Source organism: Pontibacillus salipaludis, assembly GCF_014642405.1.
GTDB lineage: Bacteria > Bacillota > Bacilli > Bacillales > BH030062 > Pontibacillus > Pontibacillus salipaludis.
Genome location: NZ_BMIN01000020.1, coordinates 59,893 through 86,775, shown reverse-complemented (window position 1 = coordinate 86,775; position 26,883 = coordinate 59,893). Strand labels below are relative to the sequence as shown.

Here is a 26,883-nt window from a genome sequence, read left to right as displayed (position 1 = left end):
AACGGGGAGACTCCTGCGGGAGAAAGAGGTCGACGAGACCCCACAGAGAGCGCTAGCGAACGAGGAGGCTCGACAGCTCGCCCGCGGAAAGCGAGTCGTTCCCCATACACCCCAACCACTCGACAAGCGTAACGGACCCATCTTCACAAATGTGTCTCAGCTTCGAGTGTTCCAAATAAGGGCGCCTTTTTTGGAAGAAAATCAGCATTAACAGAGCTTTACTATAAGGAAACAAAATTAAACTAATACAAATCTAAATAAAAAAGCCCCTTCTGTATTGAAGGGGCCTTGTTTATTTTAACCATGATCAAAAATGCAAAAACCAATATTTACTAGTAGGATCACTAAGGAAACAATCCCAAACACGACTTGAAACATTTCACCCATTACGTCCACCCCCTAATATGTATGTTCATTTGTATTTTATCAGAAAATGCCACAAAATATTTACTTTTTTAAAAACAAAGTGCGTTAGCTGATGTTGATGTTCTTCTTAATAATTTATCCCCCAAAAATATGGGTGCTTCTTCCAAAAGGATTATGATAAACTACTAGTATCAACATTAGATGCTCGAAAGATGGTGAAACTATGGCTTATTGTCCCTATTGCGGAACAAGAATAAATAGCGATGAGATCTATTGTGTCTCTTGCGGAAAATCAGTTCCTGAAGATATACATACAAGGACTAAAGAATATAAGAAAAGCTTTAACACATGGTGGATCCTCCCTTTGTCTGTTCTGCTTTTTTGCATTACTTTTACAGGCGGCTCTTACTGGTTCATGGATCACCAATCTACGAAAGCTGAAGAAAAGTTAGAAAAAGGGGAGAAATTAGCATTAGAAGGAAAGTATGAATCTGCTGCAAATTACTTTGAGGATGCTGTTGAACTCACTTTTAAATTCCCTGCAGCTCATCAGAATAAACAGTATATGGATCTAGCTATACAAATAGATTCCCTCCTTCAAGATGCCAAGTATTACATAGCAAATGAGCAATTTCCAGAAGCTCTTAAGAAGATTGAAAAAGCTGAATCCAAACTAAATAACATGGACGGTGAGTTAATCCAGAAGCTTATTGAAGATATTGTTACAATTCGAAATAAAGCGAAAGTAGCTCAAATAAAAGCGAACATTAATCAGGATTCCTCCATATCAAATTTAAAAAGTGTTTTGTGGCAAATAGAATCTATTCAAAATGAGAAAGCTCAGGACATGGCCACAACGATACAAGAACAAATTATCTCCCATGCTTTCTCTAATGCGAACGAAGCTTTAAAACAAAATCAATTCTCTATAGCTCGAAGCTATGTTGACGAAGGGCTTCGCTATGCACCTGAAAGCCAGAAGCTTCAAAGTTTAAAAACAACAATTGAGAAAGAGAAAGCAGCATTTGAAACGGCTCAGCAAAATCGAATTGAACAAGCTATGATTGCAGCGGAAGAAGAACATAAAAAAAATAAAAATGACGCTGTCGAAATTGTTAAAATCGAAAATACCCTCAATAAACAAAACAACCTGGTTGTAAGAGGGAAAATTAATAGTGTAGCGACTGTTCCGATCACATCCGTCTCCCTCTCTTACAATTTATTAAATAAAAATGGAATGGTAGTCGGAACAAATGAAGTCTTTATCTATCCAGATACTTTATATCCTGACGAAGTGGGGCAATTTGAATTCACTCACTACGATGTACACAAGGCTTTAAAGGTAAAAATTAATAAAGTGAAGTGGTTTTTAAATTAACACAGAATAAGGATGATATTATTATGGAAAAAAACAACAAAGGACTTCCAATAACCTTTACCATTCTCATTATTGCGATTACAGCTATAGCCATCATTTCCATTTATAAAACAACATATAAAGATCCTATAAAAAAGCCAAGTGCACTGGCTCAGGAAGTCACCGGCAGTGAACAGTCAAGGCAAATTGATTTAAAGACACTCATTCACGAAGCTGAAAAAAGTGTCGTCCAAATCGAAGCGTCAGATGAAACGGAATCAAGCATCGGTTCAGGCTTTGTTTTTAACGAAAAAGGAGACGTTGTAACGAATGCTCATGTAGTTAAAGGGTATGACTCTGTTTTCATTAAGACTACAGACGCCAGAATGCATCCTGCTGCTGTGATTGGAGTTGGTAAAGAAGACGATATTGCCCTTTTGCGTGTTCCTCAACTTTCAAACCGAACACCTATGAATATGGACTTAAAGGAAATAGGTGAAATCGGTGATGATATTATTGCAGTAGGAAGTCCACTTGGGTTACAAAATACCGTCACAATGGGTACGATTTCTGGAACAGATCGGGAGTTCACTATTAACGACTTCACCTATCATGATGCTTACCAAATTTCTGCTCCCATAACTCACGGGAATAGCGGCGGTCCGCTCATACATCAAAAAACCGGAAAAGTCATCGCAATCAACTCAGCTGGAACTGAACAGGGATCAATTGGCTTTAGTCTTCCGTTGCAAAACGTTAAAGACCAGTTAGATAAGTGGTCTGAGGATGCCGATACTAAAGACCTGACATATGAAAGCTTTTCAGACAACCCTAACCTAACCGAATCGCAATTAAAAGAAGACGCTAAGTATTTAGTTCATTACTTCCATGAGAGTCTACTCATGAGAGATTACATTAGTGCTTACTCTATGCTTGGAAGTACATGGCAATCTAAACAATCTTACCAAGAATTCCGAGATCAATACATTCATACCATAGATATTGATTTGTCTGATCTATCTCTTAACGTAAATGCAAGTAACCAGGTCAAAGTAACCCTTGAAGCTAAAGAAACCATTCATGAGAAAATTCAAGAAAATAATCAAGATAATGAAAGCCAGGATCGCATAATTAAAACCTATAATGTCACCTTCTTAATTGGCTATGAAAATGACCAACTAAAGTTATTGAAAGGAAGCAAGGAACAATCCCCGTCAAAATAAAATGAATCATCAAGCCTCAACGTAGAAAAGGACAATTCCTTTTCTACTTTTTTGCTACTCTCTCCCTCCCTAACCCCTATCCTTAATAAGGGAGAGGTTACTCACGCCTCCTTCTTGTCACACATTAGCCATAAAACATTGAACAGTTTGTGAACCAATTCACAAACTGATTCATTTCAGCTGTTTTGATGATATATTATAAGTGTAAAGAAAACATCACTCACAACTAGCCGGCACATCCTGAGTGACCCAAAAAATTTGAATGGTACTTCTATTGTACCCAAGGAGTGGTTCTTATGTTTAACAAAGTATTGCGTGAGAACAACATTGTAGCTGCACTATTAACTATTATTCGAGTATATTTAGGTTACACATGGTTTATGGCAGGAATTCATAAATTAACTGGTCCAGGTTTTGACGCCAACGGTTTCTTACAAGGGGCAGTTGGAAAAGCAAGTGGTGAACATCCTGCTGTTCAAGGCTGGTGGGCTGCTTTTCTAGATACGATTGCTATTCCAAATAGCGGATTGTTTACTTTCCTTGTTATGTGGGGAGAAATTCTTGTTGGGGCTGCTCTTATTCTAGGTATCTTTACTACATTCTCTGCACTTATGGGTATCACAATGAATTTCGCCTTCTTATTAAGTGGTACAACAAGCACAAACCCACAAATGGTTATCTTAACTATCTTCATCCTTGTTGCTGGATACAACGCTGGAAAGTATGGATTAGATCGCTACGTAATCCCTTTCCTTCGCAAGAATGTAGACAAAAAACTACATCACAAAACTGCTGAAGCATACCGTTAATATAAAAGAGGCGCCAGGTCAATTTGTTGACTTGGCGCCTCTTATATGCACGATCCAGTATGGAGAAGCCTCATCTCCAACGTAGATACCTATTGTGTAAACGTTTGGTCGTGTTACATAACCCTCAAGAGAAATGGTTTTAGCTTCCTCACTTTTCGTTATATCTAGAGGTACATCCATCGGGGTATATAATAAAATAGGTTCTATAGCCGTTTTGTATTGAAGGTTGCTATGTAAAACGTCACCATACCTAGCTTTCACAGAGACAGGTTGAGTAGCAGGATTTAAATGAAGGAATTGAAAGTAGGTTTCCCCTGGAGGAGGTTCCCTTAAGGGAATAGGTAATAGCGTCACAGCTTTCCATTCCTTAAATGGATGGATAATGTGAAATAGTGGCTCACATTCTCCCTTCTTTCCCTCAACTCTAATGATTTGATGCTCTCCACTTTTAAGGATAAGGTCTGGTGTGAGATCTATCTCTTGATTGGTGACATTTAGAATAACTGAAGATGAGAAATCATGCTCCACTGTTATTTCTTTATATCTAGCCATAAACCTCCCCCCTTCATAATCACTAACTATTGAGCCAGGATGAGAACATATACCCGGTACTCCCCTTTTGTTTAGCAGAGTATAAAGCTTGATCCGCTCGCTTCAGCAGTTCAGCTTCACTTGTTGCATCAAGTGGGGCCATAGCAATGCCGATACTAAAGCTGAAATGAATGAGTTGACCTTCAACAGCGATAGGCTCTTTCATCTTATCCATCACACGAGTAGCAATTTTTTCTAGCTCTTGTTGACTTTTAATATCGGGGAGTAGGATAGCAAATTCATCGCCTCCGATTCGAGAGACAAGATCCTCTTCTCTTACTATTGATAGAAGTCTATTAGATAAAGAAACTAATAATTCATCTCCTACATCATGGCCTAGCGTATCATTCACTTTCTTAAATTCATTTCCATCTAAATACATAAGCCCAAATTGATAATCATCAGAGCGTTTCACACGAGCCATTGCTTTATGAAGGAATTCTTCAAATACTCTTCTGTTCGTTAAACCAGTTAAATAATCAGTATAAGCCATTTCTTTTAATGATCGTTCAGCTTCTTTTCTCTTCGTAATATCTCTAGCGGTGAAGATGAGTTTTGCTACATTCCCCTCTTCATCAGAAACTGGTTTTACATTTGCCTCCATCCAGATTAATTCATTCGAGGAAGATCGGGGCATTCGATATTCAATTCGTTCCCCTTTTTTAGATTGTATAGAGTCATTGATAGCTGACTTTACATCTTCTCGTTCTTCTAAGTATACATAATTATATAAGTTATCTCCGATCATACGAAATGGCCCAATGCCAAGTACAATTTCGTGTGAAGGAGATGCATAAGTAATCGTACCATCACGGTCTAAGAGTTGAATCAGATCTTGGGTGTTATTTGCAATTAACCGGTACCGCTCCTGAGATTCTTCAAGTGCTTGCTTTGCCATCTTTTCCTTCGTAATATCTTGTATGAATGCTACTACGGCTACTTGATCACCGGACTCATTTGGTAGTGTTGTGAAGTTTGTAGAGATCCACACAGATGATCCATCTTTTCTCTTCCATTTTGAAGAAAATCGAGAAATATTTTCCCCCTCATTTAACAGATTGAAATGAGATCGAACAGATTTCGTTAGCTGTGGTTGTAAATTTTCTAGTTTCACGTTTAATAATTCCTCTTTGCTAAAACCAAACATTTGGTAAAAAGCATGGTTTACGTTTAGAATATGTTGATTCATATCAAACATGACTAATGCTTCCTCAGTGTTATCAATATAAGATCGAAATAAACGATCTACATGTCTAACCTCACTCGTCTTGATCGACAAATGACTCAAATTCCTCGTGATTCCAATAATATGGGTAAGAGTATTCTCATTATCGTGGATTGGATATAAGAAAGTTTCCGCCTTGAATTGTCCATTTGGTAAGATAACGTAATCTGAATAGGTAACAAATGTATGGGTAGTAAAGGCTTGATCGTATTTCATTTGCAAAAAATTCGCGTCTTCTTCATTCATACAATCTTGAATGGAAGAGCCTATGTAAAAGGGTGAAAGTCTGGCTATGTCCATAGCCGCTTCATTCATATATTCGTAGAGATACTGTTGTTGTGTTTCCTTCCTTTTTACTTTCATAATAAATACACCGTCTGTTAGGACTTCAGCAAGTTGCCTAAGTGTCTCAAGCTGAGCAGTGTGAAAGTTTTGAAGGAATTTTTCCATGCAAATCCCTCGCTCTATTCAATCCTTTTTCTTTGAAAGTCTCACATTAATAGTATCATAATTCTAGTCAAGGCTGATAGACAATAGCTTGATCACTCCCAGATTATTAGAAAGCATAATTATTCTACAGAGCCAGTCTTTTATAATACAATCAAATAAACATACCTATATCATGTATATGTTATAAATAAACAATCATGAAGTGTTTAGGTTGAAAAGGAGGAAAAGATTTGGTTTGGGTATTTCGTTTTTTTGTATTTTGGTACGTTTGTGGGTTCGTCCTACTCACCTTTGATTTAATTCCCCCAGCACTCGAATGGGCTAATGCTGTATTCTTAATTGTGGCTGGATTCATAGGTGGGATTTACTTTGTCAAACGTTTTGGTGTCACGATTGGCTCCTTATATAGCTTATTTATTGTTATTTTTTCTATCGCAGTTGAACATTACGGGGTTCAGTATAATTTGTGGTTTGGGAGTTATCATTATGAACAAGATTTTGGACCAATGGTTAGTGGGGTTCCTATATCGATTGGCTTTGCATGGCTAATGGTGATTGCTGGTTCACATGAAATTGCTAGAGTTCTATCTCCACAAGGGAACTATTTCTTTATTTCTTTCTTATTAATTGGAAGTGTCCTTGCGGTATCTATTGACCTTATTTTAGATCCTGTTGCTTACCATGTAAAAGAGTATTGGATCTGGGATGAACCGGGCATGTATTATAGCATCCCTTTTTCAAATTTTACAGGTTGGTTTTTCTTGAGCTTATTCTTCCACTTGGTGGGATATGCAGTGATCCGAAAAAGCCAATCAGATCCTCAATGGGGGATTCGCATGTTCCTTGTATTTGAGGGCGTACAAGGGATGTTTGTCTGGCTTGCCATTATTGGAAACCTATGGCTTGCAGCAATTTTAGTAGGGACTATTATGGTTATTACCACCAAACTTTACATACAAAAAAGGAGATTACTATGATACCAGCAAACAAAAGCCCTTTTTGGGAATGGGGATTTCATCTTGTATTGAAACGAATGTTCAAATCTCAATTTAATAACCTATTTTATAGAGGGACGCTTCCAAATTCAACGAAACATACCCTGTTTCTTGTTAATCATAGTACATGGTGGGATCCACTAATTATTTTTCTTTTAAACAAACACCTATTCAAAGCGAATGGATATGGCATGATGCATGAAGAAGGATTAAAGTCATTCCCGATATTCAGAAGGATTGGAACATTTTCCATAAATCGATCAAATCCAAAGGATATTATCGCCTCTTTAAATTACGCTAAAGATCGTATTAACGAGGGGAAAGCCGTCTGGATTTTCCCCCAAGGAGATGAGCGTCCGTTGGAACAGAGACCATTGCAATTCCAGACGGGAGCCTCTTATATCATTGAAAAAAGCGATCAGATACAAGTTATCCCTGTCTCACTTTTTTATGTGTTTGAACAGCAGAGAAAGCCAAATATTTATGTCAGTATCGGTCAAGACCTTTTGCCAGGAGTTAACCCAAATAACGACAGACATACTCGTACACAATACCTAGAGGACGCATGCACAGATCAATTAGATCATTTAAAGAAACAAGTGATAGAGAAGAATTCTTTCTATAAACTTTTCTAAAGGAGGCCATATATATGTCAATTTACTTATGGGGACTTATCGGCCTAGAAGCCTTCTGCCTCCTGTGGATTCTATTAAACAGTACCTTTATAAAACCATTAGCTAATCCTTCACGCGATGCTTCCTATCCAACTGTTTCTTTATTGATTCCTATGAGGAACGAAGAGCGAAATATTCAAGAACTCGTTCAGTCCTTACAATCATTAACTTATCCATCATTTGAGTGCATTTTATTGGATGATCAATCAACAGACGAGACGAAGAAGCTTACACATGAAGCAATCATAGATGATAAGCGTTTCACTCTTATCACAGGGCAATCCCTACCAAAAGGATGGAACGGGAAAGTTCACGCTTGTCACCAACTCAGTAAACAAGCACAAGGCGATCTTCTTCTGTTTATTGATGCAGATGTGCGTTTAGCACCTGACACGATTGAAAGAACCGTCGCTACATTTGATAAGGAACAAGCCGGAATGATTAGTGGATTCCCTCATTATGCTGATAGAAGCCACTTATCTCAATTCCTTGTAACCCTACAACACTTTGTTGTGTACGCCCATCTTCCAATATCCATAGCGAACACAACCAATCACCCTTCCTTCACTGCAGCTTGTGGAGGTTTCATCGGTTTTACAAGAAAAGCATACGATGCAATTGGAGGGCATGAAGCTGTCTCTTCTTCCCTTTTAGAAGATGTCCACTTAGCTCGCGAAACCAAGAAGAACGGACATACGATGAAACTTATGAACATTTCTTCATCTGTCAGTTGTTATATGTATGAATCTCTGAAAGAAGCGATTGGAGGGTTTACGAAAAATATTTTTATTGGTATTAACAAATCTATTGGACTAGCACTATTACTTATCACCTGGTACATTTTATTGTATATGGTACCTGTAGCCTTATTCATATTCAGTATAACGAGTGGTCAAATTCTCTATTCGGTTCCATTGATCCTTAGTATGCTTCAGAAGGGACTAGTAGATTACAAGAATAAGACGTCTTTAGTATATTCTCTTTTCATGCCCTTCTCTGCTCTACTCTTTGTGTTCGTCTTAACTCGTTCTATGTACACATCAATTAAAGGAAAAGCTTACACATGGAAAGGAAGGTCTTACTCATGAAAAATATTGTCATCGTAGGAGGAGGCTTAGGTGGTCTATCAGCTGCTATCCATCTGGCTGCGGATGGTCATCACGTAAAAGTATTTGAGAAAAACGAACATTTTGGAGGAAAGATGAAATCTATAGAGATCGATCGCTACCATTTTGATTTTGGCCCTAATACCATTACTATGCCTCAGGTCTTCTTAGAAACGATTCGTAAAGCCGGATTAGATCCTGAAGAGTACATCGCTTTTGAAAAAATTGAACACCATACACGGAATGCATTCCCTGATGGGTTCGTTTTAGATTTCTCTTCCTCTACTACTTTCATGAAAAATCAACTAAAAAAACTAGACCCTAAAGGGGCTATTCGATATGATGAGTTCCTAAAGAAGATTGAATCGTTGTATCAATTATCCCATAAACATTTTTTACACCGTACCTTTAATAGTTGGAAAGATTACTTATCTCCATCATTAGGAAGAGCATTTTTACAAGTACGACCAAACCAAACGATGCACGATTTCTTCCATACATACTTCGAAAATCCGAAAACTATTCAGGCACTCGATCGGTATGCAACTTATATTGGCTCAAATCCATATGTTGCACCTGCAACATTTGCAATGATTGCTCACTTGGAGCTTACTGATGGGGTTTATTACGTACCAGGTGGTAATTCAAAAATTGCGGAGGTCCTGGTAAAAGCGGCTAAACATATAGGCGTAGAGTTATATAACCATTCAAAGGTTAAGAAAATCATCACTTCAAAAGGAAGAGCAAATGGACTTCACTTGGAGTCCGGGCAGGTAGTCGAAGCTGATGAGGTTGTGATAAATGGAGATTTATTAAAAGCGTATCCTGACCTTGTGGACGAACAAGATCGTCCAAATTTTTCCAACAAGAAAGTAAGAGGTTACGAACCTTCCATTTCAGGATTCGTTATTCTAGCAGGTCTTGAAGGAAAAATAGACCAACTCCACCACCATCACCTCTTCTTCTCTACAAATTATAAAAAGGAATTTACACAACTTCAAAACGGGGAGTATGCGGATGACCCAACCGTTTACATTTGCACCTCCTCAAAGAGTGATTCAACTGTCTCTCCTGATGGAGATAATTGTTTCATTTTAGTAAATGCCCCAGCAACCAGTAAAGACCGAGAGCCAATCGATCCTCAAGAGTACAAACAAGTTATTTATAACAAACTAGAGCGCTTTGGCATTTCAATAAAAGACAAAGTAAAGGTTGAGCAAATTTATACACCTGAAGATATACGAATCGATTTCGGGGCTTTTAGGGGGTCTATTTACGGCCCTGCAGCTAATAAGAAGCTAGACGCCTTCCTCCGACCTTTCAATCGTTCACAGGACCTTGAAAACGTTTGGTTTGCAGGCGGCAGCACCCATCCAGGGGGCGGAAGTCCTATGGTCGTACTAAGCGGTCGTAATGTGGCAAGAGAGATTCATAATAAACAAAGTTAAGAATAACAGCGGAAGGCGTAAACCACATTGTGGTTTACGCCTTCATTAATTGGATATCTGATAATATGTTTTTTTTCACTTGATCACTAACAAAATTACGTTCATTAAAGACTTGATACTGATTATCTCTAATCGACGGCAATATTGCTCTGTAAAGGTAAGCAGCACCTTTTACCGGTGTCCTAGAATATAGGGGGTATTCATGAATGCTCATCAGCGATGAGTCATAATACTTTTCAGCCTTAACGGCTAAGTCCTCCCATAATTGTATAAAGGCTTCGTTTCGTTCATGGTTACGTAATTGCTCATAGGAATAGCCATAAGTATCTAAGAGTGTCTTAGGGATATAGATTCGCTCTCTTTCGATATCCTCTCCTACATCTCTTAATATATTTGTTAACTGCATTCCTTTACCAAGATCAATAGCACTTTGCCTTAGCTCAGCTTCTTTCCCTGGTGCTAAGACAGGTAGCAACATAAGTCCAACTGTACTCGCTACTTGATAACAATAAAGAAGCAGTTCCTCTTCTGTCTCTACTACATGAGAATCAATGTCTTTTCGCTGTCCATCTATCATTTCTTGGAAATAGACAGAGTCCATAGAAAATGAAGAAAAAACATCCGCTAACGCAATCCACATAGGATCATTTCCCGGTATTTCACCCTCTAAAAAGTTGTGAAAGTTCCTCTCAAATTCATCTAGTTCTGATTTAGGTGAACTTCCCTCATCTACAATGTCGTCAACTTTACGACAAAAAGCGTAGATCGCCCATACGGCTCTTTTTTGCTTTTTTGGCAACAAAGAGAAGGCTTTTGAGAACGTTTTAGAATGTGTTTCTATAATCTTCTTACAATAGGAATATGCTTCGTTTATTTGTCTCAACCCTCGACCACCTCACTTACGTTGTAGTATACCATATGATGGTCCTTTAGGTAATCTGATAGGAGTTTCGCTCCTTGCATGACAATTGGAACACCACCACCTGGATGAATGGATGCGCCTACTGCATATACATTGTCCACTTCATAAGGTTTAAGCTGAGGACGAAAAACGCCTGATTGGAATAGTGTAGGTGCAATTCCAAAGCTGCCTCCGCCGAATAACCCTTCCCTCATCGACTCTTGTGGCGTTTTTACCTTAATCCATTCGATATGATCACGCAATCCTTCGTATCCTCTAGCTTCAAGTAGATCTAATATCTTCTCAGTAAACGATTCTTTATTATTGTCCCAGTCTAATTCTTCTCCAGAAGGAACAGGTACTAGTGTATACAATACCCCTTTCCCCTCAGGTGCGAGGGAATCATCTACTAAGGAAGGGTGAAAGGTATAGATAGACGGATCATCTGGCAACTTCTTATGTTGGAATACATCAGACATGTGCTGGTCGAAATCATCGCTCATAATGAATTTGTGAATGGAAGGTTGATCATAGTTACGATCTAATCCCATATAAACTAAGAAACAACCAGAGGACGGTGTGTAGGTACGATTAAGCTTTTTCTCTTTCGGCAAGAGGTTATCCATAATTGGAAAGTCACCATTTAATACAACATCATCAAAAGATTCCCATTTTCCATTTACAACTATTCCATCACAATGATTATTTTGTACTCCAATATGTTCTACTGAGCTATTCGCGTGTAATGTAACACCTCGCTCTGACAATTTTTGAAGCAAGATGTCTACTAAACTAGCATATCCACCTTTTAAATACCATATCCCATGTTCATGTTCGCTGTAAGAAACAAGAGAGTACAACGCAGGAGATTCTCCGGGATGACCTCCGATATAAAGGGTCTGGAGAGCGTAGGTATTTTGAAGCTGTTCACTTTTAAAATAAGTTTTCATCATTTTCTTTACATGTTGATACGCTCTAAGTTTTACGAGCATCTGAATGTTTTTGGGTGTAAAGAATTGACGCTTCTTCACAAATTGTTGTTCAAGGAAATGTTGCTGTCCCATGTGGAATCTCCACTTCATATCTTGGATAAAACGCTCAAAACCTTCTCCATCACCAGGGAAAAGCCGTTCAATCTCTTCTTTTTGCCTTTGAATATCACGGAATTTAAGCATTTGTTCACCATTTGTATAATCAACAGAATATAAAGGGTCACAAGCAACTAAAGGAATTTCTTCTCTTGTTAAGCCACCTTCTTCAAGGATTGAGAGAAGCATTTCAGGCAAGAGAACAATCGTAGGACCTTCATCTACTTTATATCCCTCATGCTCAACAAATTGGAGGCGGCCCCCAAAGTGATCTTTTTGTTCGTATACGGTAATATCATAGCGTTCGTCTTTAGAAAGTAAAAGAGCTGTTACAAGACCTCCTACTCCTCCTCCTACAATACCTATCTTTCGCTTCATGCTTGCTTCACCTCCCCTTTTTCTGATAACCAATTCGCTGTAATACGAGCAGATTCTAATATTGTAGGCAACCCGCTCCCAGGATGAGTCCCCCCTCCAACAATCCAGCAATGATCTAATTCATTAAAGCGATTGTGCGGTCGGAAATACATCATCTGGGATAACTGATGACCTAAATTAAACGTTGCTCCGCGGTAGACGTTGTAATCTTGTTCCCACCCTTTTGGTGTTAAGATCTTCTCTTCCTCAATCTGGTCTTCTGAAATGGTAATACCGCCTTTATCTTTTAACACATCCAAAACGAGATTTCTGAATGTTCCCTTTTCTTGTTCCCAGTCAATCTCTGAGAAATTATTTGGGACAGGTGCTAACACATAAAGGGCTGTCTTCCCCTTAGGAGCTAATGTTGGATCTGTAATGGAGGCGTTGTGAACGTATATGGATGGGTCTTCTGATAGATCAAGAGATTTGGTGACCTCTTCCACGTTCTTTCTGTAATCATCAGAAAAGATTATGCTGTGATGCGGTAGGTCGATCTCTCCATCAATTCCTAGGTACATCATAAACGTTGAGCAACTGTATTTTTTCTTTTCGAGCTTTTCACTTTTATATTTCTTTAAGTTGGATTGATCCACCAGCTGATCCATTGCTTGAGCAAAGTCTGCATTCACGATGACCTCATCTGCTTGAATTTCTTCTCCATCTTCAAGTTTTACTCCCGTTACGGTTTTTCCGTTCGTTAGCAACTTTGATACGCCTCTATTTAAATGAATTTGACCGCCATATTCTTGTACGACTCTTGCCATAGAATTCGAGATTTGATTCACGCCTCCAACAGGGTGAAACACTCCATATTCATGCTCCATATAAGAAAGTATTGAAAATGCACCCGGGCACTCCCATGGAGACATTCCTAAGTATTTCGCTTGAAATGTGAAAGCGAGTTTTAACCGTTCATCTTTAAAATATTGAGATAGCACCCCATGAAGAGACTTGCCTAAAGCTAAATAAGGAAGCGCTTTTAACGTTCTAGGTCGCACGTAATCTATGAGTCGATGGTGCCGGTTTTGAAGCATGGGCATTAATGCGTTCATGCGTTTTCTAGTCTCATTCATAAACCGATGATATCCCTCTTCACTGCCAGGGAATTGCTCACTTAATTCCGAAGTCATTCGCTCAGGGTCCCTATACATGGTAACCTTCTGATCTTCAAATATAAGGTCATACATAGGATCAAGCTCGATCAAATCCATATAATCATGAAGATCTCGACCAGCTGCTTCGAATAACTCTTCTAATATATGTGGCATACTGAAAAACGTAGGACCTACATCAAATTGATATTCTCCTAATGTTAATTTCGCGTTTCTTCCCCCGACGACACTGTTTTTTTCAAACACCTGTACATCATATCCTTTGGCTGCTAGCAACATAGCTGAGGCTAATCCACCTGGTCCGGCACCAATTACGGCCACTTTCTTCATATTCTCACCCACCGTTATACATTTATTGTACATTAATTATACAACCAATTCCCTCAGACCGCAATTTTAAACTGCCTCGCTTTAAAAGTTAGGCTTCTTCTATTATAACGCTTGTACAGTATTAGGTTAGTTCTCACACTTTCTCCATTCTGATTGGCAATTATGGTAAAATTTGAATAGGAAAATTTTAAGGAGTGTTCGTGTAATGAAAGTAATGGTCTCAACTTTAAATGCCAAATATATTCATACGTCCCTTTCTATACGATATTTAAAAGCAGCAGCTGAGCCTGATTACAATGTACTTATAAAAGAGTTCACTATTAATGATCCAGCCCTATCCATTGCAAGTGCGATCTATGCTGAAGATCCAGATGTTGTTGGGTTCAGCTGTTACATATGGAATATAGAAGAAACGATTCCAGTTATATCAATACTAAGAAAAGTGTTACCAAATGTAACAATTGTTCTTGGAGGACCTGAGGTAACTTACGATAGCAACTATTGGATGGAGCGAATTCCTGAGGTAGATGTTATTGTCCGTGGTGAGGGTGAACAAACCTTTAAAAAAGTACTAGATGCCTTGGAAGCTAAAGAAAGGCTCCATTCTATATATGGCCTTACTTACAGAGAGAACGGAACGACCATTAAGGAAACAGGTCCAGCTCCTAAATTCCCATTGAATGAAATCCCTTCTCCATTCCGGTTCGAAGAAGATAAAGATGAATTATCAAACCGTATTAGTTATGTAGAAACAAGCCGAGGCTGTCCATATACATGTCAGTTCTGCCTTTCATCTATTGAATTTGGTGTTCGATACTTTGATATTGATCGAATGAAAGATGAAATCACCTACTTAATGGACAATGGAGCAACAACTATAAAATTTTTAGATCGAACATTTAATATAAACCGAAAGTATGCCCTTGAAATGTTCGACTTTCTCATTAACCACCACCGACCTGGCACGGTTTTTCAGTTTGAAATTACTGCAGATATTATGAGACCTGAGGTATTAACATTCATTAATGAAAATGCTCCTGCTGGACTCTTCCGATTTGAGATTGGGGTTCAATCTACGAATGACCGAACAAATGAGTTAATACAGCGTAAACAAAATTTCAAGAAACTAAAACGAACAATTACAATGGTTAAAGAAGGTGGAAAAGTTATTCAACACCTAGATCTTATTGCTGGTTTACCTGAGGAGGACTATACCTCCTTTAAACAAACCTTCAACGATGTATTCACTATGAAGCCAGAAGAACTACAATTGGGTTTCTTGAAAATGCTGAGAGGCACCGGATTACGAAACGAAGCTCATAATTGGGGGTATCAATTTATGGATAACGCCCCGTATGAGATGCTTTCAAACCATGTATTATCGTTTTCAGAAGTAACAGCGATTAAACGGGTTGAAGATATTCTAGAGAAATACTGGAATAAGCACTTCATGGATCATACTGTTGATTACCTTACAAAAGAAGTATTTGAAAGTCCATTTGATTTCTTCCAATCCTTTGGTGAATACTGGCACCTTCAGAACTGGGACAAGATTGGTCATCAATTAACTGATTTATTCAGACGTCTATACCAATTCTTACAAGAAGTAGCTCCGCAGCACTTAGCCATCATCAAAGGTTTAATGAACTTGGATTACTACGGGAACTTCAAACAGAAACCAAGGACTACTTGGCACAGTGATCAGTGGAGTAAACAGGAGAAACAGTCTATGTATGACTCATTATGGAATGAGTTTAATTATGGTAAAAAAGGCTACACCAAACGTGACCTCCATAAGCATTCCATGATTGATGCTGTTCCATTTAATGTACAGCATTATTTAAATACAGGAGAGATTGAAGAGACCCCTGATATATTAATGGCTTTATACAGTCCAAGTGATCAAAAAGTATCCTTCTCATTTGCCTCTTCAAGCAACTAGCTAATCAGTTGTTTATTAGAAAATTGGTTTGAGATTAGTAAAGTTGAAACTCATAAATGGAGATAGGTCCGTATCGTGTGCGGTTAGGGCAGGCTTGGGGACCACTCGCTTTCCTGCGGGGAGCTGGGAAGCCTCCTCCTTCGCTGACGCTCCGTCCGGGGTCGTCCCTAGGCTCCTTACCCCGCGGGAGTCTCGCAGTCCCCAATCCTGCCCTGGCCTAAAATGGTGAACGGACCTCATTTATGCGTTTAAGCTCCACCGTCTACCAAATATAGCGCGTTTCCGTCTCTCCTAATTTGGCAAAGATGGGCCTGGAAATTGCGAGACTCCTGCGCGAGAGAGAGCTAGACGGGATCCCGGAGAGAGCGCAAGCGATCGAGGAAGCTCTGAAAAGAAAGAGGAAGTTCGACTAAAACCGTCACGTCCTGTGACAACGTCGAACGACCCCACGTCGTGTGGGGCCGCCCGCGGAAAGCGAGTCGTTCACCAGACACCCCTAACACTCAATAAACATAACGGCCAACCCAGACTAAAGTGGCTCAGCTTGGAGATAAGAGGTACATTGAAAAGAAAAAAAACAAAATTTCACAAAGTTAAATACATATTATAAGAACTAGGCACTCGTCTATACCAAATCAGCTCTTATCACATATACATATAACTAGATAGGAGGTGATTTGGATGTATTGTTGCGGATATGGCCAAGGCGGCTATGGCTACGGGGGCAGTTTTGCGTTAATTGTTGTACTATTCATCCTTTTAATCATCGTTGGTGCAGCTTTTTACTGCTAACCTCTTACAAGATTAATTAAGAAAAAGGCAGTCCTTTCAGGACTGCCTTTTTCACATTAGACGGTTTGCTTTTGAAACATTTCATTAAGATGAGTAGGTGGAAGTGGCTTACTATAGAAGAACCCTTGCATCTCATCACACCGTTCGTTTTTAAGAAATGAAAGTTGCTCTTCTGTCTCTACCCCTTCAGCAATGACTTTCATATCTAATGAATGGGACATATGAATAATTGATTTCACAATGGCTTCGTTTTGTTTACGATTTTGAATAAACACCTTATCGATTTTTAGTTTATTAACTGGAAACCTGCTTAAATACTTTAAAGAAGAGTATCCTGTGCCGAAATCGTCAATAGATACGTACACACCTAGATCCCTTAAACCTTCTAGCGTTTGTATAATATCTTCTTCATTACTCATCGCCATGCTTTCTGTAATCTCTAATTCCAGATGAGTTGGGTGAAGGCCCGTTTTGTTTAGTATAGATGCCACACGTTCTACAAGATCACTTTGATGGAATTGCTTTGCCGACAAGTTGACCCCTACAATAATAGGATCAAACCCCTCATCTTGCCATTGTTTATTTTGACGACATGCTTCATACATAACCCAATCCCCAATCTCTAATATGAGACCTGTCTTTTCAGCAAGGGGAATAAAGGTTCCTGGAGATATAAAGCCTTCTTTAGGATGATTCCACCGCAGCAAAGCCTCTACCCCTACAATTTTTCCTGTTACAATGTTCTTCTGAGGCTGGTAATGGAGTTCGAATTGCCCCTCCTTCAGTGCTTTGCGAAGTTCTGTTTCCATTGTCAATATTGTTTTAAAGTCCTTAGATATAGAGGATTCAAACATTTTATAATCGTTTCTATAGTGTTCTTTAATTACGTTCATGGCCGAATCAGCATGCTTGATTAACTCATTTGCATCTTGACCGTCAGCCGGATACAAGCTAATCCCAATACTAACAGAAGTAAATAATTCAAAATCATCAATATGAATAGGTTCTTGGAACTGGTCAATGATCTTCTGTGCCAATGCCTCAGCTTCTTCTTTCGTTTTCACATGACGTTGCAGAATGAGAAATTCATCTCCGCCCATTCGTGCAAGAAACGTTTGTTCATTTTGTAAATACTTTAAACGACTAGCACACGATTGAAGTAATTTGTCTCCAAATACATACCCCATCGTGTCATTAATTTGTTTAAAATAATCAATATCCATAAAATATACTGCAAACATTTCTTCGCTTGTTTGAGCCTGATTAATAACACCCATGAGTTCTTGAAGAAAATATGTACGATTTGGTAAGTTTGTTAACTCATCAAAATAAGCCATAAATTCGATTCGCTTTTCGTTTTCAACGCGTTCTGTAATATCACGAATGACAGCACCTCGAAGAATCTTATTCTCATATGGATACGGATGAGCCATAACTTCGAGATGTATTCGCTTACCACTTTTGGTTATAGCCGCGATTTCATAAGGTTCGTTTGGAATTATGTCTATTTTTTCTTTTAAGCCTCTAGAATGTTGAGGGTCCACGATGTCAAACACACTCTTATGTAAAAGTTCTTCACTATCATAACCTAAGATTTCAGCAAACGTATCATCACATTCTACAATAACTCCATTATCATGAAGAACCATTCCTTCAAGAGTAGAATCCATAAACTCACTGATCTGTTGCCTCAATTCCTTAATACGATCATAAAAGGATGAATCTTGAAGTCTTAAACAATATAGCTTCCTATTATCACAATAGAGCCCAATTACTTTCACGCTCAGTTGGCGCTCTGAACCGTCAATCACTTTCATCAACCTTTGTACATCTTCATCTACTATCAACTGATTAAAATTTAAATAAGAATAGATAGAAGTCGATTGTACGTTAGAAGTATCCAGGAGATCCTTAGCTGGTTGATTCCACTCCACTATCTCACCACCCTCATCCACAAAAAGAAGAGCATCCTGGAGATGATCCAGGAGCTTCTTATGGATAGGAAGGGATGAGTGATCACATGGGTTCGACATGTCTTATTCCTCCCAAAACTAAACCCTGCTGCAAACTATAGGTTATTGTCTACCCAATAATAATTCGTTCCGTTGGATAGTGATAGTTGCCTTTTTTCTCTTCTTTCTTAAAGGTGAACAGGAATGACAAGATTCCAATTCTTCCGATAAACATCAGAGCCATTAAAACAACTTTGCTGACAGTCGTTAAATAGGGTGTAATCCCTAAAGATAGTCCAGTAGTTCCGAATGCCGAACTCACTTCAAAGAAAATTTGGGTTAGACTGAAATCTTCAGCAATTGTTAATATGACTACAGCTACAAATACCGAAATGGATGCAAACATTGTTACCACAACTGCCTTAATGAGATCATCATTATGCACTTCTCTTCTGAAAATACGAATGCGCTGTTGGCCTCTAGCATAAGTAAGCAAGAATATAATGACTAGCGCAAACGAAGTTGTTCGTATTCCACCGCCTACACTACTCGGGGATGCTCCTATTATCATTAGAACAGACATAAAAATATGAGTTTGCTCTGTGAACATATTAACATCCATTGTAGTGAGACCAGCACTACGTGTCGTAACAGATTGAAACAGAGCATAGAACAAAACCTCATGCCATGGTTTACCTGCAAAGAAATAATTCGTTTCAAGCAATATAATCACTAACGTTCCTACAATAATTAGAGCAAGAAACGTAAAGGTTGTTAACTTTGTAAACAATGAAAATCGCATAAATTTTCGTTCTTCGTTAGAAGCAAACAAATGCTCTCGCACTTCAATGAGAACAGGGAATCCGATCGCCCCTAGTACAATTAATCCCATATGAATAAATTGGACGAAATAATCATCCTTATAAGGAATAAGAGATTGTCCCGTTATATCAAAGCCCGCATTTGTTGTGGCACTTATAGAGGCAAAAAAACCTTGATAAAAAGCTTCATACCAAGTGGGAAAATACTGCATAAAGTATACTCCCAGAATAATAAAACCTAAGAATTCTATGACAAATATTAAGAATAAAATTTGTTTAATTAAACGAACCATACCTTGGAAAGTAGTTTGATTATGATCCGTCATGATTAGCCTTCGCTCTTTAAGCCCAATTTTCTTTCCTAACAAAATCCAAATCATCGTACCCAATGTCATAATGCCAATACCACCAAATTGAAGTACAAAAGCGAGTAAAAATACGCCTGTTACACTAAACGTTTCAGAGATATTCACAACACTGAGCCCTGTAACTGCAACCGCACTTACAGCAGTGAATACGAGATCAATAAATGATAACGTAACCCCCTCCTGATGAGCGACTGGAAGCCCTAACAAAATACAAGCCGTTAAGACAGCAAATCCATAGAACAGAACAATGATTTGAACGGGAGATAAATTGTTAAGCCAGCGTAAGCTATGATGCCTAATCCACATTCAAATTTCTCCTTTTCTTACAAGAATCCTTACTAAACCATCATTTTATACCATTATACCAATACGAAAAGGAGAATTCTTTTTTTATATCGGTTCAATTGTTGATTTATAAAGGATTCCTTTTCTTTTTTAGAGTATATTCTAGTTTTTACTACTTTCCTATTTATTATAATCTAAAGGAATGAAACTTCCTTCTACCTAAGGAAAGAGCAATTCTTATTTTAGCGTTTTTGTGTGCTACATCAAGTGTCTAAGAGTAAATTTTAATTTTCAGAACACATGTCATATTGAACACTTAGAAATGTGTGTACGTAAAAGGAGATAAATGAAACAAGATTCACACGAGCTAACTCACTAGATTCCTATCCGACAAAAAATACCCACTCATTTTAGTGGGTATCCCAGTTCAATTATACAGAGTTTTCGGCTTCTGCTTGCTCTACTCTATTTTTAAATTCTTCAAGAAGCTCCTCACCTTGATATCCCTCTTCAATTAAACGACGAAGCATATGTTCGACTTGATCCTTTTTATGATCAACAATATTCCCCATAAAAAGTACATTGAAATGTTCACCAATTTCATTTACATCTAGTACTTTAACTAAGAAAACAGCAGGGTGATTTGAACTTTTGGTAATTTTAGCTTCTAGCACCATTTCCTCTTCATTCTGTCGAAACCTTAAAAATTCTTCAATGTATTGTTGGTCCAAATAAGCTTCGATAATCCAACGGTTTTGATCGTCTTCTCGATTTATAATTAGACCATCAATTAGTGGTATAGACCTTTTTTGAAAATCCTCACCACTTTCTTTAAGGATGTTTAATTTTATCAACTTGAACGTCTTCAATAAAAGGACCCCCTTCCTTATTAAAACTTAATCCTATGTAAAACATATAATCTATGCAAAACTACATTCTCTTACATGTAACATAACAAACATTCCACATTATTTCCATAGACAGGTGTGTTCCTTAATAAGTGTAATCCAGTCAAAATAAAGAGTCATTCTAATATGTAATAGTAAGGGAGCAAGAACAGTGTACTCGCTCCTGTTTATGACTCTTACCTTGATCTCTTATTTAGTGATCAGCTTTTTATTAATGAGAAAATAAAAAGATGCCCATGGTACCGTAGCATCTCTTGTTGTCTTAACTTGATTGTTCATTAGGGATATTTTCTTTTGCATAAACGACATCAATCTTTTGGTCCAATTGATGAAGTTCTCGAATCGCTTCGCTAATCTCCATTTGTTTGTAATGGTGCATCCCTTTAGGTTGTTCATCTTTATTATCAGCTAGAGTCACTACTTCTTGTAAGGGCGTTTGTTTCCCATCTAAATGAAACGGCAGATAAGAATCCGTATGAAGAAGGATTGCTACTGATATTTGCTTGGCAGCCACCCGGTCTTCCCCTAATCTTATTAATAACTTATGTGCGCGTTCAGCACCCTTTATGGCATGAATATCATTTTGACGATAGTCATCATAATCCCATTCGCCATCATTTGTGTACCATTCATAATGTCCTATGTCATGAAGAAGCGCTGCTTTAGAAGCCTGATCCACGTCTACGCCTCGTTCAAGCGCAATTTCGAAGGCATAATTTGCGGCCGTTACAGCATGATGGACACCTGAGCGACGAAGGTATTTCCGAGTGATATGATGTTTAAATAGATCTACTAATGTTACGTTCCTCATCGTAATCCCTCCGATTGTTTTCAGAATAATATACCACACGTTTTTTATACATACAATCCTTCTTAATATTCTTTACCTGATTGATCGACTGATAAACAAAATACCTCGTTTAAGGGAGACCTCGTGATGGTATTATAGGAATGTAGTAGTTAGGACGAGGAGCTGAAAAACGTGGAGTATTATTTTAAAAAGGATACAGTGATGATTACAGGAGCTAGTAATGGAATTGGAAAGTCTTTAGCTCATGCATATGCGAAAGAGGACGCCACTGTGATTTTGATTGATAATGATAAAGGTAATGGAGAAAAGCTTGTAAATGAAATTTGTGACACAGAAGGAACGGCTGTCTTTTATTTCTGTGACGTGCGGGATGAATCCTCTGTAAGATCTTGTTTTGCTTCAATTTTAGAAGATGGATACTCTCCTACCATATTAATTAATAATGCAGGAGTGAGTCGTTTTACGAATTTCTTCGACATGTCTTTATCTGAATGGGATGATGTTCAAGCTACAAACTTGCGAAGCGTCTTTTTACTTTCTCAGGTTACTGCAACTTATTGGAGAGACAATGGCATTCATGGAAGAATCGTAAACATGGCTTCTACAAGAGCAATGATGGCAGAGCCACATTCTGAAGCATACGGGGCATCAAAAGGAGGTATAGTAGCATTAACCTATACGATGGCGATGTCCCTTAGTGATTATCAAATTAGAGTAAACGCGATTAGTCCAGGATGGATCCAAACAACACATTATGATGAACTTCGGGATATTGACCATAACCAACACCCATCTAAACGAGTTGGCCACCCAACCGACATATCAAAAGCTTGTTTTTACCTTACAGATAAAGACAATACATTCGTAACAGGAGAGAACCTTGTGGTTGACGGTGGAATGACAAGAAAAATGATCTATGAACACTAACAGAACTCGGACATTCCGAGTTCTGTTTTTAGTTTGGGCCTATTACAAGTTAAGGGGCCGGCAAATAAGCCTTAAGAGCTTTTTACGTTTCATTAATGAGGAGGAGGGTATTTGGTATGTAAGAAAAAGAAAAAAACAAGTAGAGGTGAAAACCTTGGAGCAGCTTACATCGTACCAAGTACAATTAAAAAAGCAAATTGATATGGAAGAAGTCATGAATATTCATCATTTTATAGTAGATAGTTCTTATGATTTATACTTATACCAAGACCATTTGATTGCAGACGTTCGTAATCTTCCTAAGCTATTGTCGTTCTTTTTCTATTATAATACAGATCGGCCTCTGGTCATGATTATTGATGGGAAAGACGTACAGTATGCCTACCAAAAAATCATGAACATTTGCGAGGAACCTATTGAAAATTGTGTTGTCCGTCGATTTCATGAGGCTCATCGTGATCAGACTATTTTGGTCTAACTAAAAAGGGTTGCAATCATTGAATGATTGCAACCCTATATGCTTCCAGTAAATGAATTTCAGAAAGGACTGCCTATGCTTGATTTTATTGTAAGCACATTAAAAGACTGGGGATTATTCGGGCTTTTATTAAGCTTATCGATTGAAGCTTCTTCTCTCCCCTTCCCTGGTGGGTTAGTTGTATTAGCTTATGGTTATATACTAAAAGCTTCTGCCTTAACAAGCTTAGGAATAGCACTTCTTGCAGGAGGCGTTTACACTTTATTCAGCTATATTCCTTATGTCATAGGTTATAAACTTGAAGGAAAATTACAAAACTGGTTTAAAAGTGATAAGTTAGAAAAAGCGGAGCGGTGGTTTAGTCGGTGTGGGGAATGGACCATTGCACTTTCCCGACCACTTGGGTTAGGAAATTATGTTTCCTATTTTTCAGGTATCAGTCACGTACGACCGGTCCGCTTTGGGGTAATCACTTTTATTGGCATCACACCATATATTTATATAATGTTGCTTGTAGGAAGAATGGGGAATTTGTCTTCCATTAAGAATACAATTACAAGCCTTCAGCAATATGTTTACCTTGCACTTGCTTGTGTACTTATTATGTTCCTGGCATATAAAATCGTACAACGTAAAAAATCTAAATCTTGTAATACCTCTCCATTTAAAAAAACATCTACCAAAGAAGAGGCCCATTAAAAAATTTAAAAGGGGCAGGATCTGCTTTATCGATAAAGCAGATCCTGCCCTTTTTCTAATGATTATGAGAGTGTTCTAACCCGGCAGAAGTTATAGGTAAGTATTGGATCAATACTCCTACAACAAGCATGAATATCGCTATATTAATAGGGTTATACAACCATTTAATTAGAGGGTGTGGAACGCCTAGGTCATATATTAATAACACACCAAATGCGAAGGTACTCATAGTCATCACCTTAAAAACCACATTCCACTCTGAATCAGGAAGCATCCCACTTAACATTCCTCCCATCATCCCTCCCATAACCGCATGCATACTACTATGTATAATTCGTTCGGAATTTGTATGCTGAAAAAAGAATGGAAGAAGTAGCCCTATGCCCGTTGCTATCCCCATTGAAATTAATAAATTTTGAGTTAAAAAGTATATCGTCATCCCGTAATAGACACTCGCAAACATAACAACTCCATGAACAATTCGTTCTTTATCTTCTTTCTTACTTATCCGATGTAAAAATGATAAAACAAAAACTCCAAGGAGCATCATCGTCCAAACGATTCCCAAAGCCATTTTCATACATGTCCCTCCCCCTCATTACTATATGAGAGCACAATAAGAAACATGTCCATGACCATCCATATCATAGGACGAACTTCTTTATGCGTATAATACCTTAACGAAAGACAGAAAGAAGGGATCCTTATGGATTGGAAATTATATGCTTTTTTACTTGGTACCACCGTCAGTGAACATTGGTACTACTCAAGAATCCCTAAAGTCTATTATTTTTCTATGAAGAACAAGAGCGTCTAACTTACTTATCCCTTTAAAGCATTCAGTGCACTAGATAAACATCGCTGTATCCACGTTGATTTTAATTTATATTTCATCGGATCAGGTTGGATCGTTACTTTCTCTGGTTTTCTCTTATCTATAAGATCACGGATTTCCATTTCGGTCAAGATCACAAAGACCACTTCCTTAATAAGATTTTCCATCTTTAGCTTTGATGGTAATTCTAATTATAAGGAGGTGGAGCAATCTTTTTAACGGCACAAGGCATGAATCATTCTCATACTGAGGGCTGAAATGTTCCTACTTCTACAGACGAAAGCCACAATTCTAACGTTCAAGATTACTAAAAAAAGCATGTACTCCATGATGGGAGTACATGCTTATATTTATTGTTAATCAAACCAACCTTTCCGCCTAAACCAAAGAAACATGATAACTGCTATCACAAACATGATAAATAAAACAACGAAATAAGCGTACCTTTCATCTAATTCTGGCATATAGGAAAAGTTCATTCCATACACCCCTACAATAAAGGTTAAAGGCATAAAAATCGTTGATATTACCGTTAGAATTTGCATCGTTCGATTCGTTTCATGTGAATTTAAAGACATATAACTGTCCCTGATATCTTGGGTCATTTCTCGATTTGATTCAATTAGCTCAGATACCTTCAAAAGATGGTCATAAATATCTGAAAAATACTCTTTCCTTTCTCGCACCCCATCAAGCCTGTGAGAACTCAAGATCCTATACATTAAGTCCCTCATAGGATGGACTGTTTGACGCATTGTTAATAAATCTGCTCTTGTATCAAATAATTGCTCAAGCAACGTTTCCATAGACAATTCTTTCGTATTATCTTCTATATCATTAATATGATCCTCAATGGCATAGACAATTGGAAAATAATTATCGACTACCTTGTCAAAGATTTGGTGGAGCACGTGAAATTCATCCCACACATTAAACGAACGTTCTCTTAAAAGTCTATTCCAGACTTGTTCAAGCTCAGGACAGACTTGCTTGTGATAGGTAACAATGTACCCATCTCCATTAAACAAATCCACTTCTTCTTTTTCAAGGGTTTTAGCATTAAGGGCATGCATGACGAAAAAAGTATGCTCATCATAATAGTCAAGCTTTGGTCGTTGTAAATTATGTATACAGTCTTCAATTGCCAAGGGGTGAAATTGAAAGACTGTATCCAATTTTTGCGTTTCACTAGGTGTTGGTTCTGAGAAATCCACCCAGTACCACATAATCCCTTCTTCTGATAACTTCTCCAAAGGCAAATCTTTATGTAATTGCTGGTCTTTTGTGATCGCTATAGTTCTGATCATATGGACCTTTCCTCTCCTAATCGATTCCTATCCACTGATATAATTTCACATTTTGCCATACATCAAACTTATTTCCGACTTCTTTTAATGTACCAACATGAGAAAATTGATACTTATCATGCAATCGTTCACTTGCTTCGTTCCCTTCTGTAATAAGTGAAATAATAGAATGGAATTGATAATCCCTTGCTTTTTCCAGCAATGCCTTCATTAAACCATGCCCAACTCCATAACCTCTATAATTCCGATTCACATATAAGGAAAGTTCTGCAGTCGTTTGATAGGCAAGCTTGTCATTGTAAGGAGATAAATAACCATATCCCGCCACTTCCTCTCCCCATTCTGCTACAAGAATAGGATAGACTCCATGAAGGTTCTCAAACCACTTTTCTTTATCTGCCAGTGACTTCTCCTCTAGGTCAAAAATAGCTGTTGTATGAATGATTGCATCGTTCTCAATTTCTCTAATAAAGGGTAGATCCTTTGCTTCTGCGTTTCTGATCCACATCAATTGGTCACCTGCCTTTTGTTCATCTTATCACAGCAGGTTAAAAATTAAGACCCTAAATCAATTACAGCTGGATATGGTTACTATTCCTATGGCTCTGTTAATGTTTAGTGTTAATTTTGTTCCATATAAGCCCCCTTATATGGAAGACTCTA

Annotated in this window: 25 protein-coding genes; 12 read left to right on the top strand and 13 right to left on the bottom strand. The window is 38.0% G+C overall.

All coding sequences use genetic code 11. The features are described from left to right. Positions 1 to 781 precede the first annotated feature (781 nt). The 3 genes from IEW76_RS17640 (at position 782) to IEW76_RS17630 (ending at position 3,755) form a co-directional block, all read left to right on the top strand. On the top strand, positions 782 to 1,744 hold the full coding sequence (locus IEW76_RS17640) for a zinc ribbon domain-containing protein (RefSeq protein WP_188655747.1): 963 nt from the start codon (positions 782 to 784) through the stop codon (positions 1,742 to 1,744). A 23-nt stretch (positions 1,745 to 1,767) separates the two neighbouring features. Further along, a complete protein-coding gene (locus tag IEW76_RS17635) occupies positions 1,768 to 2,946 on the top strand; it encodes a S1C family serine protease (protein WP_188655746.1) in 1,179 nt (392 codons plus the stop codon). Between the two features lie 296 nt (positions 2,947 to 3,242). Continuing rightward, complete coding sequence (locus tag IEW76_RS17630; protein ID WP_188655745.1) at positions 3,243 to 3,755, top strand: DoxX family protein; 513 nt, start codon at positions 3,243 to 3,245, stop codon at positions 3,753 to 3,755. 18 nt (positions 3,756 to 3,773) lie between these two features. Here the strand turns inward: IEW76_RS17630 and IEW76_RS17625 are convergent, their stop codons facing one another. After that, entirely contained in the window at positions 3,774 to 4,307 is a 534-nt protein-coding gene (locus tag IEW76_RS17625; RefSeq protein ID WP_188655744.1) for a hypothetical protein, read from the bottom strand. 22 nt (positions 4,308 to 4,329) lie between these two features. Then, positions 4,330 to 6,021, bottom strand: coding sequence for a sensor domain-containing protein (locus tag IEW76_RS17620; RefSeq protein WP_188655743.1), 1,692 nt, complete (start codon positions 6,019 to 6,021; stop codon positions 4,330 to 4,332). Positions 6,022 to 6,251: 230 nt separating this feature from the next. Between IEW76_RS17620 and IEW76_RS17615 the strand changes: the two genes are divergently transcribed. From IEW76_RS17615 to IEW76_RS17600, 4 genes are read left to right on the top strand one after another with little or no spacing between them, the layout of a single operon-like run. Then, positions 6,252 to 6,998 (top strand): carotenoid biosynthesis protein, encoded by a 747-nt coding sequence (locus tag IEW76_RS17615; RefSeq protein WP_188655742.1) that lies wholly within the window; start codon positions 6,252 to 6,254, stop codon positions 6,996 to 6,998. Beyond that, positions 6,995 to 7,651, top strand: a complete 657-nt coding sequence (locus IEW76_RS17610) for a lysophospholipid acyltransferase family protein (RefSeq protein ID WP_188655741.1) — start codon at positions 6,995 to 6,997, stop codon at positions 7,649 to 7,651. The genes IEW76_RS17615 and IEW76_RS17610 overlap by 4 nt, the downstream gene beginning before the upstream one ends. 14 nt (positions 7,652 to 7,665) lie before the next feature. After that, positions 7,666 to 8,778: a glycosyltransferase family 2 protein gene (locus IEW76_RS17605; protein ID WP_188655740.1), complete on the top strand. Its 1,113-nt coding sequence runs from the start codon at positions 7,666 to 7,668 to the stop codon at positions 8,776 to 8,778. Further along, complete coding sequence (locus IEW76_RS17600) at positions 8,775 to 10,244, top strand: phytoene desaturase family protein (RefSeq protein WP_188655739.1); 1,470 nt, start codon at positions 8,775 to 8,777, stop codon at positions 10,242 to 10,244. Before IEW76_RS17605 ends, IEW76_RS17600 begins: the two co-directional genes overlap by 4 nt. 34 nt (positions 10,245 to 10,278) lie before the next feature. Here IEW76_RS17600 and IEW76_RS17595 read toward each other — a convergent pair whose 3' ends face one another. From IEW76_RS17595 to IEW76_RS17585, 3 genes are read right to left on the bottom strand one after another with little or no spacing between them, the layout of a single operon-like run. Next, positions 10,279 to 11,127 carry a phytoene/squalene synthase family protein gene (locus IEW76_RS17595; RefSeq protein ID WP_188655738.1) on the bottom strand — a complete coding sequence of 283 codons (849 nt, stop codon included), beginning with the start codon at positions 11,125 to 11,127 and terminating at the stop codon, positions 10,279 to 10,281. Further along, on the bottom strand, positions 11,124 to 12,611 hold the full coding sequence (locus IEW76_RS17590) for a phytoene desaturase family protein (protein WP_188655737.1): 1,488 nt from the start codon (positions 12,609 to 12,611) through the stop codon (positions 11,124 to 11,126). Before IEW76_RS17590 ends, IEW76_RS17595 begins: the two co-directional genes overlap by 4 nt. Continuing rightward, entirely contained in the window at positions 12,608 to 14,095 is a 1,488-nt protein-coding gene (locus tag IEW76_RS17585) for a phytoene desaturase family protein (protein ID WP_188655736.1), read from the bottom strand. Before IEW76_RS17585 ends, IEW76_RS17590 begins: the two co-directional genes overlap by 4 nt. A 205-nt stretch (positions 14,096 to 14,300) precedes the next feature. On the opposite strand from IEW76_RS17585, the gene IEW76_RS17580 reads away from it, so the two are divergent. Together IEW76_RS17580 and IEW76_RS17575 are read left to right on the top strand one after the other, a co-directional pair. Further along, complete coding sequence (locus IEW76_RS17580) at positions 14,301 to 16,037, top strand: B12-binding domain-containing radical SAM protein (RefSeq protein ID WP_188655735.1); 1,737 nt, start codon at positions 14,301 to 14,303, stop codon at positions 16,035 to 16,037. Between the two features lie 681 nt (positions 16,038 to 16,718). Next, entirely contained in the window at positions 16,719 to 16,829 is a 111-nt protein-coding gene (locus IEW76_RS17575) for a YjcZ family sporulation protein (protein ID WP_084599356.1), read from the top strand. A gap of 56 nt (positions 16,830 to 16,885) precedes the next feature. Here IEW76_RS17575 and IEW76_RS17570 read toward each other — a convergent pair whose 3' ends face one another. From IEW76_RS17570 to IEW76_RS17555, 4 genes are all read right to left on the bottom strand, one after another. Next, entirely contained in the window at positions 16,886 to 18,862 is a 1,977-nt protein-coding gene (locus tag IEW76_RS17570; protein ID WP_188655734.1) for an EAL domain-containing protein, read from the bottom strand. A gap of 49 nt (positions 18,863 to 18,911) precedes the next feature. Then, positions 18,912 to 20,276: a TrkH family potassium uptake protein gene (locus IEW76_RS17565; protein WP_188655733.1), complete on the bottom strand. Its 1,365-nt coding sequence runs from the start codon at positions 20,274 to 20,276 to the stop codon at positions 18,912 to 18,914. 410 nt (positions 20,277 to 20,686) lie between these two features. Further along, positions 20,687 to 21,124: a YwpF-like family protein gene (locus IEW76_RS17560; protein WP_188655732.1), complete on the bottom strand. Its 438-nt coding sequence runs from the start codon at positions 21,122 to 21,124 to the stop codon at positions 20,687 to 20,689. A 301-nt stretch (positions 21,125 to 21,425) separates the two neighbouring features. After that, positions 21,426 to 21,974 (bottom strand): HD domain-containing protein, encoded by a 549-nt coding sequence (locus IEW76_RS17555; RefSeq protein WP_188655731.1) that lies wholly within the window; start codon positions 21,972 to 21,974, stop codon positions 21,426 to 21,428. Between the two features lie 201 nt (positions 21,975 to 22,175). On the opposite strand from IEW76_RS17555, the gene IEW76_RS17550 reads away from it, so the two are divergent. From IEW76_RS17550 to IEW76_RS17540, 3 genes are all read left to right on the top strand, one after another. Then, positions 22,176 to 22,901 carry an SDR family NAD(P)-dependent oxidoreductase gene (locus tag IEW76_RS17550; protein ID WP_188655752.1) on the top strand — a complete coding sequence of 242 codons (726 nt, stop codon included), beginning with the start codon at positions 22,176 to 22,178 and terminating at the stop codon, positions 22,899 to 22,901. A 154-nt stretch (positions 22,902 to 23,055) separates the two neighbouring features. Next, complete coding sequence (locus tag IEW76_RS17545; protein WP_188655730.1) at positions 23,056 to 23,379, top strand: hypothetical protein; 324 nt, start codon at positions 23,056 to 23,058, stop codon at positions 23,377 to 23,379. 75 nt (positions 23,380 to 23,454) lie between these two features. Beyond that, positions 23,455 to 24,078, top strand: a complete 624-nt coding sequence (locus IEW76_RS17540; RefSeq protein WP_188655729.1) for a DedA family protein — start codon at positions 23,455 to 23,457, stop codon at positions 24,076 to 24,078. A 55-nt stretch (positions 24,079 to 24,133) separates the two neighbouring features. Here the strand turns inward: IEW76_RS17540 and IEW76_RS17535 are convergent, their stop codons facing one another. From IEW76_RS17535 to IEW76_RS17520, 4 genes are all read right to left on the bottom strand, one after another. Then, a complete protein-coding gene (locus IEW76_RS17535) occupies positions 24,134 to 24,658 on the bottom strand; it encodes a hypothetical protein (protein ID WP_188655728.1) in 525 nt (174 codons plus the stop codon). Between the two features lie 242 nt (positions 24,659 to 24,900). Further along, positions 24,901 to 25,050 carry a hypothetical protein gene (locus IEW76_RS17530; protein WP_188655727.1) on the bottom strand — a complete coding sequence of 50 codons (150 nt, stop codon included), beginning with the start codon at positions 25,048 to 25,050 and terminating at the stop codon, positions 24,901 to 24,903. 219 nt (positions 25,051 to 25,269) lie between these two features. Continuing rightward, positions 25,270 to 26,220, bottom strand: coding sequence for a magnesium/cobalt transporter CorA (corA, locus tag IEW76_RS17525; protein WP_188655726.1), 951 nt, complete (start codon positions 26,218 to 26,220; stop codon positions 25,270 to 25,272). 16 nt (positions 26,221 to 26,236) lie between these two features. After that, positions 26,237 to 26,728 carry a GNAT family N-acetyltransferase gene (locus IEW76_RS17520; protein ID WP_188655725.1) on the bottom strand — a complete coding sequence of 164 codons (492 nt, stop codon included), beginning with the start codon at positions 26,726 to 26,728 and terminating at the stop codon, positions 26,237 to 26,239. Positions 26,729 to 26,883: the final 155 nt, after the last annotated feature.